Raw genomic sequence first — 15069 nt, forward strand, 5'->3', positions numbered from 1 at the left:
GTTAGTCACTCTAGGGGCATGTACATGAAACGTCGTCTCACCACCAAATTGCTGTTTGCCAGCATCGCGCTTGCTCCGCTAGCCGCTGCTCCGGCGACCACTGCGTCCGCACAGTCCGTAATCCGTCCAAACCAGGATATTGTTCTTTCTATCGGTCGCGGCGAGCTCATCAACATTCCCGGCTCGATGTCGGATGTTTTCATCGCTGACGATGGAGTTGCAGACGTACAGATCAAATCGCAACGCCAGTTGTATCTCTTCGGCAAGGCGGGCGGCGAGACAACGGTGTATGCGAGCAATGCTACAGGGCAAATCATCTGGTCCGCCAATGTGCGCGTCGGGTCGAACATTTCGAGCATTGATCAGATGCTGAACCTCGCCATGCCCGAAGCCAAAGTGAACGTCGCAACGATGGGCACAAATACCATCCTGTTGACTGGAACGGTCGGGGCGCCAGAAGATGCCGCTGATGCGCAGGCATTGGTGGAAGCATACGTCGGCACCGATTTCAACGTCATCAGCCGACTCCGGATGGCCACACCTCTTCAGGTTAATCTTCGCGTAAAAGTGGCCGAGGTGAGCCGCAACGTAGTTCGGTCAATAGGCGTCAATCTCGCCACGGTCGATGCGACTAGTGGGTTCAGATTTGGTATTGGCCAAGGGTTTCCCAATGGGGTCCCAATCTTTACGCCAGATGGCCCCGCTGGCCTTGGCGTAGGTTTCAATCAAGCAACGCCAGGCGGAAGTGATATCCCCACGACTGGGCAGGGAAGCACTCTCGGATTTGCTGGTCACCTCTTGGGCCTCGATGTCCTTTCGGCACTCGATCTAGCAGAAAACCAAGGTCTCGTGACCACCTTGTCCGAGCCTAACCTTACGGCCCTTTCCGGAGAAACTGCGGAGTTTTTGGCCGGCGGCGAGTTCCCGGTTCCGGCGAGTGGTGGTCTCGGTTCTACAAGTATTAGCTTCAAACCATACGGCGTTAGCCTTTCATACACGCCGACGGTTCTCGCCAATGGACGGATTTCCATGCGGGTACGTCCAGAGGTTTCTGAAATCTCGAGCCAGAACGCAATCCAGGTGGGTGGATTCCAAATCCCTGCGCTCGTGACGCGTCGGGCGGAAACCACAGTGGAGTTGGGGTCGGGACAAAGCTTTGTCATTGCAGGGCTTTTGTCGAACAATTCGCAGAACGCCATCGAGAAAGCACCAGGCCTGGGTGACATACCAATCTTGGGAAATCTTTTCCGATCGACGACTTATCGGAAGGGAGAGACCGAGCTCGTAATCGTTGTCACCCCATACCTAGTCAAACCGGTCGATGCGAATGAAGTCAGTCTTCCGACGGATGGTTACTTGAAGCCGACGGAGTTGCAGAGGCTAATCGAGTTTCGCGAAGCGGACGGCGTTTCCAGTGGCGAACGTCCGGCACCCCAAGCGACTACGCGTGAAGCGGGTCCGGAAATTTCGGATGCTCGTGGTCAGACGCGAGACGCTCTCGCCGTAGAAACGCAACGTAATCCAAGGACTGCTCCGGCCAAGCCTGGCTTCAGCTTCGAATAAGGGGGAGAGCAAGATGCACTACTTCACGAATCGCAAATATGTAGCCTCGATCGCGGCGTGTCTCGCTCTTACCGTCGGAGGCTGCGGTACGATGAACATGGAGAACCGCACGCTGTATAGCGTTAGCCAGCCAGTCGTCGAACGCTCTAACTATACGCTCGACTTAAACACGAGCGGTGAAGGCCTCGCTATTGGTGAGCAGCAGCGGCTAGCTGACTGGTTCGAAAGTATGGATCTGCGCTACGGCGATCGCATTGCAATCGATGACCCTGTCCAAAGCTTGGCCGTGAGAGACGATGTTGCCACCATCGCCGGGCGCCATGGCATGATGGTTGATGAGGGAGCACCCTTAACCACAGGAACGGTTACCCCGGGACGGGCAAGGGTCGTCATTACACGCACTTCGGCGTCCGTGCCAGGGTGCCCGGATTGGTCCCACACAGCGGAATGGAATCCGAGTAACTCTACCAATCCGAATTACGGCTGCGCAACCAACAGTAATCTCGCCGCCATGATCGCCAATCCGGAGGACCTCATCAAGGGCCAGGAAGGTACCGGTGAGACGGTGGTCACAACATCTACGAAAGCCATCAAAACCTATCGCGACAAGGATCCGACGGGAGCCGGTGGACTGTCTGCAGTTAGTACCGGAGGAGGCCAGTAAGCCATGAACATGCCTGCAAATCGCGATCCTTTCGCTGCATATATCTGCGACGAAACTGCCTTGGACGTGCTACGCCCGGTCGTGATCGAACTCGGCTGGCAACCGGAAAAGTGCAACAAGGGCGGCCTGCGAAATGCCGTCCAGTCGCTATCAGTGTCGGCAAGTCCGAACATCCTGATGGTGGACCTTTCCGAAAGTGGCGATCCGCTCAACGACATCAATGCTTTGGCAGAAGTCTGCGAACCCGGAACAGTGGTTATCGCCATCGGCCAAGTCAACGACGTACGTCTTTATCGAGATCTGATCTCGAGCGGCATCCACGACTACCTGCTCAAGCCCTTGTCCGCAGCTGTCTTACGTGATTCGCTAAACAATGCGCAGGCGGTTTTCGCAGCCCCTCGCGGAGGAGAAGGCGAGCAGGTCAAGAACCATATCTCTGCTGCGATAATCGGCACCCGCGGGGGCGTCGGCGCTTCCACGCTCGCGACATCCCTTGCCTGGCACTACAGTGCCGACAAGCGGATGCCGACCGCTCTGCTTGATCTCGACGTGCACTTTGGGACCGGCGCACTGACACTCGATCTGGAGCCGGGCCGCGGCCTTACCGATGCGATCGACAATCCCAGTCGTATCGACGGCCTCTTTATCGAGCGCGCCATGATACGCGCGAATGATAATTTGGCGATCCTGTCAGCCGAGGCCCCGATCAACTCACCGCTCATGACCGACGGTGCGGCTTTCCTCCAGTTGCAGGAAGAATTCCGTCATGCTTTCGAGATGACCCTCATCGATCTGCCGCGCAACATGCTGATCAATTTTCCTCATGTTCTCAATGAAGTGAACGTTGCGGCTGTGGTTTGTGAGATGACCCTCGCCTCCGCACGCGACACCATTCGCATTCTGTCGTGGCTCAAGACCAATGCAGGGCACGTTACTCCGCTCGTTATCGCGAACAGGGTACAGCCTGGGACCGCAGAAATCAGCAAGGCCGATTTCGAAGCTTCGATCGAACGCAAGATCGATGTGTCTATCCCGCTTGATCAGAAAGCAGCGAGCGCGGCTGCGAAGCTGGGAAAAACCGTTATCGATGCGAGTGGTTCGAGCAAAATGTCTGCCAGCATCAAGCAAGCAGCGTCGCAGATTATCGGGCTTGGTGAAACCGACAGCGAAGATGTGGAGGCTTCTGATGGAAAGAAGTCTTTGCTCGGGGGCTTTGATCTGAAAGGCCTGATGACGAAAAAGGAAAAGGTCCCCGCCTGAAGCACCGGATGACTGCCATACCTATGATGGCGACATTATCCGGAGTTCGAATGAGCAGTTGACGGAGTAGAATGATGAACATGGTCCAGCTCGTACTGATTGGTGGCGGAATGCTGGTTCTGCTCGTCCTGCTTTACTTCGCCTTTGCCGGACCGAATGTGGCTAAGGCCAGCCAGAGGCGACTGCAGCAAGTCCGTTACCGGCATTCGGAAAGCACCGACGCAAAGGTTGAATCTCAGCTCAAGAAAGCTATCGCTGCGCGCAAGCCGACACAGTACCGTCAGGCAGGATCGGAATCCCGCATTGCTGCCTTGGCCCTCCGACTCGATCGGACAGGGAAAAACTGGACTTTAAGCCAGTATGGCTATGTTTCGCTCGGCCTGGCGGTCATCACTGCCGTCGTGCTCTATTTGCAGTCAGGATCGCTCGCCTTGGCTGGTGGAGTCGGCGTGTTTCTTGGGGCTGGTATTCCACATCTGGCCGTCAATATGACGATTTCGAAACGCACCGCACAATTCAATGCCAAGTTTCCAGATGCCATCGAACTGTTAGTTCGCGGGCTCCGCTCGGGTCTCCCGGTGACTGAAACTTTGGGCGTGGTGGCACAGGAAATCCCGGGGCCGGTAGGCCAGGAATTTAAGGGTATCGTCGAGCGAATAAAAATCGGTCGCACGATGGAAGAGTCTCTTCAGGAAACGGCCAATCGCCTTAACATTCCGGAGTTCAATTTCTTCTGCATCACCCTGGCGATCCAGCGAGAGACAGGGGGCAACCTAGCTGAAACACTTTCGAACCTTGCCGACGTACTTCGGAAGCGCTCACAGATGAAACTGAAAATTCGCGCGATGAGTTCGGAATCTAAGGCCTCTGCCTATATCGTCGGTGCGCTCCCGTTCGTCGTCTTCACCATGATTTGGTCGATCAATCCGTCCTATATCGGCGGCTTTTTTACCGATGATCGCTTGATTGTGACAGGGCTCGGAGGCCTCGTCTGGATGAGCATTGGCGCCTTCATCATGGCGAAAATGGTCAGCTTCGAAATCTGAGCGGGAAGGAAGACTCATGGAAAGTGCAACCGGCCCTACCCTGCTTGGCTTCGATGTCGTGTTGGTCGGATCAATTCTCGCCGGCGTCGCTGCGATGGCGGTAATGTTTGCAATCTATACTGCGCTGACAATCAAGGATCCGATGGCAAAGCGCGTAAAAGCCTTGGAAGGGCGGCGCGAAGAACTGAAGCTCGGCTTGGTAACAGCCAGCGCGAAGAAACGTCAGAGCCTCGTCCGCAATTCTAGCACGACTGACAAGGTCCGCGATACTCTCGGCAACATGAAGGTTCTGCAGCAGAGCCAAGTCGAGGATATGCAGCAGAAGCTGGCGTGGGCTGGCTTTCGCAACAAGGAGGTCGCTGTCGTCCTTATCGCCTTGCGCATGATTCTCCCCGTCATACTCGGGACCGTAGCTGCAGTCCTGCTTTACGGCATCGAGATTTATCCCGACTGGGAATTCAAGCGCGTGGCAGCAATGGGTGCGGCCCTCTACCTTGGTTATAAGGGACCGGAGATCTATCTCTCGAACATTGCGACCAAAAGAACGGATGCGATCCGCAAGGGCCTTCCGGATGCGATCGACCTTCTTGTCATCTGCGCCGAGGCAGGTCTTACGGTCGACGCTGCGTTTAACCGAGTGGCCAAGGAACTTGGACGGGCCTACCCTGAGCTTGGCGAAGAGTTCACGCTTACAGCAATCGAACTGTCATTCCTCAACGAGCGCAAGAAGGCTTTCGACAATCTGGCGTTCCGCGTGAACCTGGAAGCAGTCAAAGGTGTCGTAACGACCATGGTCCAGACCGAACGTTACGGTACGCCACTGGCATCCGCGCTCCGTGTGTTGTCGGCTGAATTCCGCAACGAACGAATGATGCGTGCCGAAGAGAAGGCTGCTCGTCTGCCGGCCATCATGACCGTGCCGCTCATCCTCTTTATTCTGCCGGTGCTGTTCATTGTCATCCTCGGCCCTGCAGCTTGTGATATCTCCGACAGCTTCATGAGCTGATCGCGAACTCTGCGAACCAGAGACGAGAAGAGAAAGCCTCGTCGACTATTTAGTCGGCGAGGCTTTCTGCGTCGAATTCGCCGGCATTTTTGCGCAAGCGGGCGAGCATGTCGCGCATTTGCGTTCGTTCTTCTTCGCTTAATACCGAGAAGAGCTCTTCCTCTATCTTGAGCGCGAGCGGCATGATGCCGGCGTGGACCGCCCTTCCCTCTGCCGTCAGGTCAAGCAGGTGAGAGCGCCCATCACTCTCGTTCGGGGTGCGGACGGCCAGCCCCCGGCTCTCCAGCGTCTTGCAGGCCCGGTTGACCGGCACCTTGTCCATCAGCGTGGCCTGCGAAAGCTCGCGCTGGGTCGTGGGGCCGCTGTCGCCGAGTACCGCCATGATCCGCCACTCGGTCGTCTTAAGGGCGAAACGCTTGCGATATTGTTCGGCGATCCTGGTCGAAACGGCATTCGACGCGACCGACAATTGGTACGGCAGGAAATCGGCGAGGCGCTGGGCGGGCTTGCGAGTTGTCATACCGGCAAGGTCTAATGAAGCGCCCCGCTTTTACAAGGTTGCAGCCGTAACCACTCCTTTCGCGCCTACTTGTATTCCGGTTCTTCCCACCAGGGGTAGAAATCGGGCATGTTTTCACTGACCGTATCGGGATATTCGGGCGGCCGCTTCTCCAGAAAGCTGCGGACACCTTCCTTGCTGTCCTCGCTCCGGCCCAGCCGGTAGATCGAGCGGCTGTCGATCCGGTGCGCCAGCATGGGATGGTCGAGCGCAGGCAGACGCCACAGCATGGCCCGCGTCATCGCGACCGAAACTGCCGAGGTATTGTCCGCGATCTCGCGCGCCAGCGACATTGCAGCGCCCATCAGATCCTGCTGAGGATGCACCGAGCGGACCAGCCCCTTGTCCAAGGCTTCGGCAGCATCGAAGATACGCCCGGTCATGCACCATTCGAGCGCGGTCTGCATGCCCACCAGCCGCGGCAGGAACCAGCTTGAGCAGGCTTCGGGCGTGATGCCGCGCCGCGCGAACACGAAACCGAACCGCGCATTGTCGCTGCACAGGCGCATATCGAAGGGAAGCTGCATCGTGGCCCCCACGCCGACTGCCACACCATTGCAGGCGCCGATCACCGGCTTCTTCGAATTGAATAGCCGCAGCACCAGCTGACCGCCGCCATCGCGCACGCGATCGTCGGACAGGTCCTCCACCGGGGCATGGCGCGCGAAGACATTGCCCTTCTCCCCATCCGGGGTGAGATCGGCGCCAGCGCAAAAGGCACGTTCGCCCGAACCGGTCACGATCACGGCGCGCACGCTGTCATCGGCATCGGTGACATCCAGCGCGTCGATGAATTCCTGCTTCATCACGCTGGTGAAGGCATTCATCCTTTCGGACCGATCCAGCGTCACGATGGCGATTCCATCGTCGATATCGAGCGTGATCTGGGTGAAGTCGTTCATTTGGATTCCCTCTCCGGTAATCCTACAGGATGGAGCACATGGAGCACGGTCCAGGGGTAAAAACAACGCCCCGGATTCACAGGCCCCCTCCAGACAAACCAGATATCGAAATACCGCGCGATCCCATGACCGGTGCATAGCGCGTCATTGCCAAGTAGGAAACACGGTAGACCGAGCGCCCGCTGCCACCACGCGTGCCGCGCCTCTGGAACGCCATCGCTCCCACACCCGTTGCAAAGGCGAACTGTTTTTCAATTCAAGCAAGGTGGCCAATGGCACAAATTACAACGAACAACCCCGCGACGCGCGAAGACATCGAAACCTACGACCTGATGTCGAAGGACGAGGCTTTCTCCAAGATCGATGCCGCGCATGAGGCTTTCCAAGAATGGCGCACGCGCAGTCACGAAGATCGCGGCGAAATTCTGCGCAAGATCGCCAAGACCCTGCGCGACAATGCCGACCGCATCAGCGAGCTGATGACCAAGGAAACCGGCAAGCTGCTGAAGGACGGCAAGACCGAAGTCGAAATCTGCGCGCGTATCTTCGAATACTCCGCCGATCGCGGGCCCGAGGAGCTGGCCGACGAGGAGCGTGAGCATTCAGGCGGGAAGAAGAAGGGCATCGTCACCTATTCCCCGATCGGCGTGATCTATTCGATCCAGCCGTGGAACTTTCCCCTTTATCAGCCGGTGCGCGTGCTGGCGGCCAATGCCATGGCCGGCAATGCCTGCATTCTGAAGCATGCCAGCATTTGCACCGGAAGCGGCCTGCTGCTGCGCGATCTGTGCCTCGAGGCAGGACTGCCGAAGGGTCTGTTCGATGTCGTCCTGGTCGATCACGACACATCCGACCAGATCATCGAACATGACAAGGTCCGCGCCGTGACCATGACGGGCAGTGACGATGCCGGGCGCCATATCGGCAGCAAGGCTGCAAAGGCGCTCAAGAAGACGGTGCTGGAACTGGGTTCGAACGATGCCTATCTGGTGCTGGAAGACGCCGATATCGATCTGGCAGTGAAGACCTGCGTCATGGGCCGCCTTTATAACAATGGCGAAACCTGCGTGTCGGCAAAGCGCTTCGTGGTCACCGACGCCGTCTATGACCAATTCATCGAAGCGTTCGTCGAGCGGATGAAAGGCACCCAGCTGGGCGCGCCGACCGACGAAGATACGCAGCTGGGCCCGGTATCCAGCAAGGAACAGTTCGATACGCTGGTCGAGCAGGTCCAGAAGAGCGTGGATGGGGGCTGCACGCTGCTGTGCGGCGGCGATCCGGAGGAAGATCCCAAGGGCTGGTATTATCCCGCCACGGTTCTTGCCGACTGCAAGAAGGGCACACCGGCCTATGACGATGAACTGTTCGGCCCGGTCGCCTCGGTGATCCGGGCAAAGGACGATGAAGACGCCATGCGCATCGCCAATGACAGCCGTTATGGCCTTGGCGGCGGCATCTTCACCAAAGATCAGGACAAAGCCATCCGTCTTGCCCGCGATCATTTCGACACCGGTATGATCCGGGTGAATTCTTTCGGCGCGGCCGATCCAAACATGCCCTTCGGCGGCGTGAAGGACAGCGGTTACGGCCGCGAACACGGCGGTTTCGGCATGAAGGAATTCGTCAACGCCAAGGCCATCTTCCTTCCCTGATCCCAATCAATCTCGCTGGAGAGAAATCATGAAAATCCTCGTAGCCGGGGCAACCGGCAACACGGGCACTCGCCTCGTCAAAGAACTGGCTCGGCGCGGCCACCAACCGATCGCGCTGGTGCGGGAATCATCCGACACCGCCAAGCTGCCCGACAATGCAGAACAGCGGTTGGGCGATCTCACCGACCTGCAGGACGATGTCACCGATGGGTGCGAAGTCGTCATCTTTGCTGCCGGGTCGGGCGGTGATACCAGCGCCGAAATGACCGACAAGGTTGACCGCGACGGTGCGATCAGGCTGATCGACATTGCCGAGAAAAGCGATGTCCGCCGGTTCGTCATGCTGAGTTCGGTGGGGGCGGATGATCCCGACCCCGAAAGCGAACTGGCGCATTATCTCGAAGCCAAGCATGCTGCAGACGAGCGGCTGAAAAGCAGCAAGCTCGATTATGCCATCCTGCGGCCGGTTTCGCTGACGGACGATGGCCCCACCGGTTCGGTCCGCCTTGGCGACGATGTCGATCCCAAGGGCAAGGCAGCCCGCGGCGACGTTGCAGTCCTTCTCGCCGATGCGGCGGAGCAGGACGAATGGACCGGGGCCATCAAGTTGATGGAAACGGCTTACTGAGCCAAGCTGCCCCCAAACGAAAAAACGCCGCCCGTTCGCACTTGAACGGGCGGCGTTTTTCGTTATCCGGTACGCTGACTTAGCGCGGCGGCATCCGGATCGCACCATCGAGGCGGACATCCTCGCCGTTGAAATAGCCGCATTCGATCATGGTCATGGCAAGCTTGGCATATTCTTCCGGATTGCCGAGGCGTTTCGGGAACGGCACGCTGGCGTTGAGCGCTTCGATCGCCTTTTCAGGCAGCCCCATCAGCAGTGGAGTTTGGAAGATGCCTGGCAGGATCGTGTTCACACGAATGCCTTCATTCATGAGATCGCGCGCAATCGGCAAGGTCATGCCGACAACGCCGCCCTTTGAAGCCGAATAGGCTGCCTGACCAATCTGGCCATCTTCCGCGGCGACCGAGGCCGTGTTGACGATCGCGCCGCGATTGCCGTCATCGGTGATCGGATCGAGCGTCATCATGCCCGCCGCCGACTTGGCGATGCAGCGGAATGTGCCGATGAGGTTCACCTGCACCACGAATTCGAAGGCACTGATCGGGAAATGCTTGATGCTGCCGTCTTCCTTGGAGCGGCTGGCGGTCTTGATCGCATTGCCGATACCGGCGCAGTTGACCAGGATACGTTCCTGCCCGTGCGCTTCGCGGGCCTTGGCGAAGCCTGCGTCGACCTCTTCCTCGCTGGTGACGTTGACCTTGCAGAAAACGCCGCCGAGTTCTTCGGCCATGGCGTTGCCCTTCTCTTCGTTCATGTCGAAGATGGCGACCTTGGCACCCTTGGCCGCGATAGCCCGCGCGGTTGCCGCGCCGAGGCCGGATGCGCCGCCGGTGACGATGGCGGGTGTGTTGCTGCTTACTTCCATAACTCTCTCCTGGATCGAAAACTGGTGAATGTGCCCCGGTCGGTCGCGTGCCGGGGGCAAAAGGTCAATGCGCCTGTCTGCGCCGAACGGGCGCGCAGATGAAATTCAGCACCGCCAGCCCCCTGCCCACTCGCGCCCGACCAGCGCTGATTACAAGGCTTCGACGATGGTGACATTGGCGACACCGCCGCCTTCGCACATCGTCTGCAGGCCGTATTTCTTGCCGCGGGCCTTCAGGGCGTGAACCAGCGTAGCCATCAGCTTGGTCCCCGACGCGCCGAGCGGGTGGCCCAGCGCAATGGCGCCGCCATTGACGTTGAGCTTGTCCGGATCGGCGCCCGTGTGCTTGAGCCAGGCCAGCGGGACCGGCGCAAAGGCTTCGTTCACTTCGAAAAGGTCGATATCCGAAATCTTCATGCCCGCCCGTTCAAGCGCGCGATCGGTGGCGAACAGCGGTTCTTCCAGCATGATGACCGGATCGCCTGCGGTAACCGTCAGATTGTGGATGCGCGCGATGGGGGTGAGGCCATATTCCTTCAGCGCCCGTTCGCTGACCACGAGAACCGCGCTCGATCCGTCGCAGATCTGGCTGCTCGATGCGGCAGTGATCGTGCCATCGGGGCTCAGCAGCTTGACGCTCGAAATGCTTTCCATCGTCGCATCGAACCGGATGCCTTCGTCCACCGTATGCATTTCGGTGCCTTCGGGGGTCTCGATCTCCACCGGCACGATCTCGGCCTCGAACGCGCCGGACTTGGTGGCTTCGGCAGCTTTGCGGTGACTGTCCAGCGCGAAGCGGTCCAGATCATCCTTGGTGAAACCGTGCTTCTTCACGATCATTTCCGCGCCCATGAACTGGGACCACTGGATGCCGGGATATTTCTCTTCCAGCCCGGGCGATTTGTAGTGCCCCAACCCCTCTTTCATGTGGAGCATGGCAGTCGATCCCATGGGAACGCGGCTCATGCTTTCCACGCCGCTGGCGATCACGACATCCTGCGTGCCGCTCATCACCGCCTGCGCGGCGAACTGGATGGCCTGCTGCGATGATCCGCACTGCCGGTCGATGGTGACGGCGGGCACGCCCTCGCCCAGATGCTTCGCCGCAAGGACGGCATTGCGACCCACCTGCATCGCCTGTTCGCCGCCCTGGCTGACGCAGCCCATTACGACATCGTCAACCGCCTTCGCCTCGAGCCCCGACCGCTGCATCACCGCGTCGAGCGAACGCGCCGCCAGGTCCACGGGATGCACGCCCGCAAGCCGCCCTCCCCGGCGCCCGCCCGCAGTCCGCACGGCTTCGACGATATAGGCTTCAGGCATGTGTCTCTCCAAAGATACGTTTCTATTTGAGACTTGGTTATGACCCCATGGCTGGAGAATCAAGGATTACGCGAAATCCCCTATATGAAAGTATTCTAATATTTATTGTATAAGTGATCAGGGTCCGAGTATCGGTTAACTCCATTGAACCCGAAGATTCCCGCACGGGATTTAGTGTCATATACACCGGTCTCAGATGTAACCGAATTACAACACAAGTAACATAAGCGTATAAACGTTGCGCATTCCCTTGCTTAATGGTTGCCGTGGTCATTAAGCATGCGCCCATTCCATCGTCCCCACCCATGGCGAAAACACGCATTGCGTGGGGAATTTTGGAGGGAATTGCCTGAACGACGTTGGATCGTTCAGGCGTTTAATAGAGGGAAAAACGCAATAATGACGAACATGAGCTTATATAAGCGACTGCTCGCTTCCAGCTCTGCGCTCAAAGCGCTGGCTATTGTGGGGGGAACCGCAGCCGCCGCTGGCTTGGCCGCTCCGGTTGCCGCTCAGGACTACACCGCAGGTGCAGTCAGCGGTACTGTAACCGATGAAAGCGGGAGCCCAGTTTCGGGAGCGACCGTAACCATCACTTCGAACGCGCAGGGCTTCACGCGCACCGCGACGACGGGCTCGAACGGCTCGTTCCGGTTCAACAGCTTGCCGACCGGCTCTTATAACGTGGCCGTAACCGGCGCTGGCGTCGCGGATTATCGCGCAGATGACGTCACCGTGCTTGCAGGTCAGGCGGTTTCGCTCGACATCGCTGCTTCGACCACTGATGTCATCGTCGTCACGGGCGCCACCATCGTCCGCGATTTCGAAGGCAACACCCAGGGTCTTACCGTCGACGTTGAAGAACTGACGAAGAACGTCCCGGTCGCGCGCGACTTGACCTCGGTCATCCTGCTCGCCCCGAGCACCAGCCAGGGCGACAGCGCGTTCGGCAACCTTGCCTCGATCAGCGGCGCTTCGGTGGCCGAAAACGCATATTACGTGAACGGCCTCAACGTCACCAACTTCGACAACTATCTCGGCGGTGCCGACGTACCGTTCGACTTCTACAAGACTGTAGAAGTGAAGTCGGGCGGCTATCCGGCCGAATTCGGTCGGGCCACCGGTGGTATCATCAACACGACGACGAAGTCGGGTACGAACGATTTCTTCGCAGCGATGCACCTCAACTGGTCGCCGGACTTCCTGCGTTCCAACCAGGAAGATCTTGTAACCTGTCAGCGCGTCGATGCGTCCGATCCGACTTCCGAAGAAGTCTGCTTCAATTCGACCGCTCGCCGGTTCGACGAAGTCGACAATCTCTCGGCAGTCCTGGAAGCCGGTGGCGCGATCATCCCCGACCGCCTGTTCGCCTATGGCTTGGTCGAAATGCGCCGCGATACCAGCCGTGTGGTCGATGTTCTCGGTGAAACCGCGTTCGACCGCATCAGCACCGATCCGTTCTGGGGTGCGAAGGTCGACTTTTATCCTGTCGACAGCCAGCATCTCGAATTCACGATCTTCGACACGTCGCGCACAACACGCCGTTCCGATGTCGGTTTCGTAGTCCAAGAAAATGGTCAACCCGCTGTCGGGCTTGCCAATTCGGTCACCGATATCAATGCCGGCGGCCTGAACTATGTCGGTCGTTATACCGGGACCTTCACGGACTGGTTCACTCTTTCGGCCGCTTACGGTAAGTACGAAGAAAGCTTCGATAACGTCGGTGTAGCAGGTGCTGCAGGCGCGCCTTACTTCCGCAATGCTGCTGGTGGCGAATATTTTGGTGTTTCTAGCCTTGCATTCTACAATGGTCAGCGCACTGCGAGCCAAACGTTCCCGCACACCAATGAGCGCGAATTTTATCGTGTGGACGCCGATTTCTTCGTTTCGTTGCTTGGCCAACACCACATCCGGATCGGATACGATCAGGAAGACAACAACCTGACCAAGTCGTCAGTGCGGACCGGCGCAGATGCGCTTCTGAACGCAGGTCTCCTTTCGCAAGAAGCCTACGATGCAGGCGCCGGGGGTGCCGGTGCACTGCTGTATGTCCGAGATCCTGCAACGACTGGTGGTCCTCCGACAGTAGAAATTAACTACTTCAATTCGGGCGGGTCATTCGACGCGACCAACCGCGCTTTCTACATCCAGGATCAGTGGGACATCACAGACGCCCTTACCTTGAATATCGGCGTGCGCCGGGACGACTTCAAGGTGATGCGTCCCGATGGCCAGCAGATCGTGAATCTCGACGAAAACTATCAGCCGCGTATCGGTTTCACTTATGACGTGAGCCGTGACGGACGCCTGTTTGGATCCTACGGCACCTATAACCTGCCGTTCGCCAGCAACACTGCGTTCCGCACGACGGGGGCCGAATTCTACATTCGTGAACGCTATGAACTGGAAGGACTCGACGCCAATAACTTGCCGATCCTCGGCGATCAGGTAACGAACAATCCCAGCTATCAGGCAAGTTGCCCGATTAATCTGACGCCTGATTCATCTGGCCAGTTCTGTAACGTTACCGGTGACGGTTCCATTGCATCGGCAGACAATCTGATTTCGCAGAATCTCAAGGCTACCAAACAGGAAGAGTGGATCATTGGGTATGAGCACCTCGTCGGGGAAATTCGCCTCGGCCTGAGCTACACCCGCCGTCGTCTGCTGGCCAACGCCGAAGACGTCGCGATCGATGCTGCTGTCCTCGCATATTGCGACGAACAGGGTATTGCCGGTTGTTCTTCGACCTTTACGGGCTTCCATCAGTACGTCATCCTGAACCCGGGTGAAGATGCCATCGTGTCCTTGGACGCAGCCGGCAATCCGGACCTGGACGGTCAGGTCGTTACGCTTACTGCAGAAGATCTTGGTTATCCCAAGGCCGAGCGTAAATTCGACGCCGTCGAATTCAAGTTCGACCGCCCCTGGGACGGCAACTACTCTTTCGGTGGTAGCTACACCTGGTCGAAAACCCGCGGTAACTCGGAAGGCTTCGTTCAGTCCGATTTCGGTCAGGACGATGCCGGCCTGACGCAGGACTTCGACCAGCCGGGCTTCACGGACTATGCGTTTGGTCGCCTTCCGAACGACCGCCGTCATCGCATCAAGCTTCGCGGTGCGGTAGCATTCGATGATCGTTTCACCATGGGTGCGAACGTGATCGTTGAATCACCTCGTCCGCTGAGCTGCTTCGGTTTCGATCCGCGCGGCAACTTCAACACGCCGGATGAACCGTACAGCGCATTCGGCAACCAGTACGGGGCCGCTTCACGCTTCTGCGGTGGCGAACCTTCCGTCCGCGGTACGGCTCAGGAAACCGATTGGCTGGCAACCTTCAACATCAAGGGTGCCTACAACATCGAGCTGAATTCCGGTCAGACCGTCACCCTCCGGGCCGACGTGTTCAACCTGTTCAACTCGCAAGCGGTTACCGAGCGTAACGAAATCGGCGAACTCGATTCACCGATTACCGATGCGAATGATGTGGTTACGGGTTACCCCACCAACCCCAACTACGGAATTGCTACCCGCACGCAGTCGCCACGCTCAGTGCGCCTCGGCGTCGACATCACTTTCTAAGAGTTGTCGATCTCTGAAA

General features: G+C 58.2%; 12 protein-coding genes. 8 read left to right on the top strand and 4 right to left on the bottom strand.

All coding sequences use genetic code 11. From position 1 onward, the window contains the following. The first annotated feature begins 24 nt into the window (after nucleotides 1–24). The 5 genes from ACYQ0G_RS05850 (at nucleotide 25) to ACYQ0G_RS05870 (ending at nucleotide 5539) form a co-directional block, all read left to right on the top strand. Nucleotides 25–1563 (top strand): type II and III secretion system protein family protein, encoded by a 1539-nt coding sequence (locus ACYQ0G_RS05850; protein WP_460100448.1) that lies wholly within the window; start codon nucleotides 25–27, stop codon nucleotides 1561–1563. Nucleotides 1564–1576: 13 nt separating this feature from the next. Beyond that, complete coding sequence (locus ACYQ0G_RS05855; protein ID WP_460100450.1) at nucleotides 1577–2227, top strand: CpaD family pilus assembly protein; 651 nt, start codon at nucleotides 1577–1579, stop codon at nucleotides 2225–2227. A 9-nt stretch (nucleotides 2228–2236) separates the two neighbouring features. Further along, nucleotides 2237–3487 (top strand): CpaE/TadZ family protein, encoded by a 1251-nt coding sequence (locus ACYQ0G_RS05860; protein WP_460100671.1) that lies wholly within the window; start codon nucleotides 2237–2239, stop codon nucleotides 3485–3487. 74 nt (nucleotides 3488–3561) lie between these two features. Next, nucleotides 3562–4533: a type II secretion system F family protein gene (locus ACYQ0G_RS05865; RefSeq protein WP_460100674.1), complete on the top strand. Its 972-nt coding sequence runs from the start codon at nucleotides 3562–3564 to the stop codon at nucleotides 4531–4533. Between the two features lie 16 nt (nucleotides 4534–4549). After that, nucleotides 4550–5539: a type II secretion system F family protein gene (locus ACYQ0G_RS05870; RefSeq protein WP_460100451.1), complete on the top strand. Its 990-nt coding sequence runs from the start codon at nucleotides 4550–4552 to the stop codon at nucleotides 5537–5539. A gap of 49 nt (nucleotides 5540–5588) precedes the next feature. On the opposite strand, the gene ACYQ0G_RS05875 is transcribed toward ACYQ0G_RS05870, so the two are convergent. Both ACYQ0G_RS05875 and ACYQ0G_RS05880 read right to left on the bottom strand, forming a co-directional pair. After that, nucleotides 5589–6059, bottom strand: coding sequence for a MarR family winged helix-turn-helix transcriptional regulator (locus ACYQ0G_RS05875; protein ID WP_460100453.1), 471 nt, complete (start codon nucleotides 6057–6059; stop codon nucleotides 5589–5591). Between the two features lie 65 nt (nucleotides 6060–6124). Continuing rightward, nucleotides 6125–7000 (bottom strand): crotonase/enoyl-CoA hydratase family protein, encoded by an 876-nt coding sequence (locus ACYQ0G_RS05880; RefSeq protein ID WP_460100455.1) that lies wholly within the window; start codon nucleotides 6998–7000, stop codon nucleotides 6125–6127. Nucleotides 7001–7272: 272 nt separating this feature from the next. On the opposite strand from ACYQ0G_RS05880, the gene ACYQ0G_RS05885 reads away from it, so the two are divergent. Beyond that, complete coding sequence (locus ACYQ0G_RS05885) at nucleotides 7273–8652, top strand: NAD-dependent succinate-semialdehyde dehydrogenase (protein ID WP_460100458.1); 1380 nt, start codon at nucleotides 7273–7275, stop codon at nucleotides 8650–8652. Nucleotides 8653–8680: 28 nt separating this feature from the next. Beyond that, on the top strand, nucleotides 8681–9280 hold the full coding sequence (locus ACYQ0G_RS05890; RefSeq protein ID WP_460100460.1) for an SDR family oxidoreductase: 600 nt from the start codon (nucleotides 8681–8683) through the stop codon (nucleotides 9278–9280). A 79-nt stretch (nucleotides 9281–9359) separates the two neighbouring features. On the opposite strand, the gene ACYQ0G_RS05895 is transcribed toward ACYQ0G_RS05890, so the two are convergent. Both ACYQ0G_RS05895 and ACYQ0G_RS05900 read right to left on the bottom strand, forming a co-directional pair. Then, nucleotides 9360–10145 (bottom strand): SDR family NAD(P)-dependent oxidoreductase, encoded by a 786-nt coding sequence (locus tag ACYQ0G_RS05895; RefSeq protein ID WP_460100462.1) that lies wholly within the window; start codon nucleotides 10143–10145, stop codon nucleotides 9360–9362. Between the two features lie 150 nt (nucleotides 10146–10295). After that, a complete protein-coding gene (locus ACYQ0G_RS05900) occupies nucleotides 10296–11468 on the bottom strand; it encodes an acetyl-CoA C-acetyltransferase (protein ID WP_460100465.1) in 1173 nt (390 codons plus the stop codon). A 408-nt stretch (nucleotides 11469–11876) separates the two neighbouring features. On the opposite strand from ACYQ0G_RS05900, the gene ACYQ0G_RS05905 reads away from it, so the two are divergent. Continuing rightward, nucleotides 11877–15050, top strand: a complete 3174-nt coding sequence (locus tag ACYQ0G_RS05905) for a TonB-dependent receptor (protein WP_460100467.1) — start codon at nucleotides 11877–11879, stop codon at nucleotides 15048–15050. Nucleotides 15051–15069: the final 19 nt, after the last annotated feature.

The sequence above is a fragment of the Qipengyuania triglochinis genome, assembly GCF_054655615.1.

Coding starts and splice junctions, on each gene's coding strand:
- ACYQ0G_RS05890 (WP_460100460.1), top strand. CDS start 8,681: ATGAAAATCCTCGTAGCCGGGGCAACCGGCAACACGGGCACTCGCCTC.
- ACYQ0G_RS05905 (WP_460100467.1), top strand. CDS start 11,877: ATGAGCTTATATAAGCGACTGCTCGCTTCCAGCTCTGCGCTCAAAGCG.
- ACYQ0G_RS05895 (WP_460100462.1), bottom strand. CDS start 10,145: ATGGAAGTAAGCAGCAACACACCCGCCATCGTCACCGGCGGCGCATCC.
- ACYQ0G_RS05875 (WP_460100453.1), bottom strand. CDS start 6,059: ATGACAACTCGCAAGCCCGCCCAGCGCCTCGCCGATTTCCTGCCGTAC.
- ACYQ0G_RS05870 (WP_460100451.1), top strand. CDS start 4,550: ATGGAAAGTGCAACCGGCCCTACCCTGCTTGGCTTCGATGTCGTGTTG.
- ACYQ0G_RS05855 (WP_460100450.1), top strand. CDS start 1,577: ATGCACTACTTCACGAATCGCAAATATGTAGCCTCGATCGCGGCGTGT.
- ACYQ0G_RS05850 (WP_460100448.1), top strand. CDS start 25: ATGAAACGTCGTCTCACCACCAAATTGCTGTTTGCCAGCATCGCGCTT.
- ACYQ0G_RS05865 (WP_460100674.1), top strand. CDS start 3,562: ATGAACATGGTCCAGCTCGTACTGATTGGTGGCGGAATGCTGGTTCTG.
- ACYQ0G_RS05885 (WP_460100458.1), top strand. CDS start 7,273: ATGGCACAAATTACAACGAACAACCCCGCGACGCGCGAAGACATCGAA.
- ACYQ0G_RS05880 (WP_460100455.1), bottom strand. CDS start 7,000: ATGAACGACTTCACCCAGATCACGCTCGATATCGACGATGGAATCGCC.
- ACYQ0G_RS05900 (WP_460100465.1), bottom strand. CDS start 11,468: ATGCCTGAAGCCTATATCGTCGAAGCCGTGCGGACTGCGGGCGGGCGC.
- ACYQ0G_RS05860 (WP_460100671.1), top strand. CDS start 2,237: ATGCCTGCAAATCGCGATCCTTTCGCTGCATATATCTGCGACGAAACT.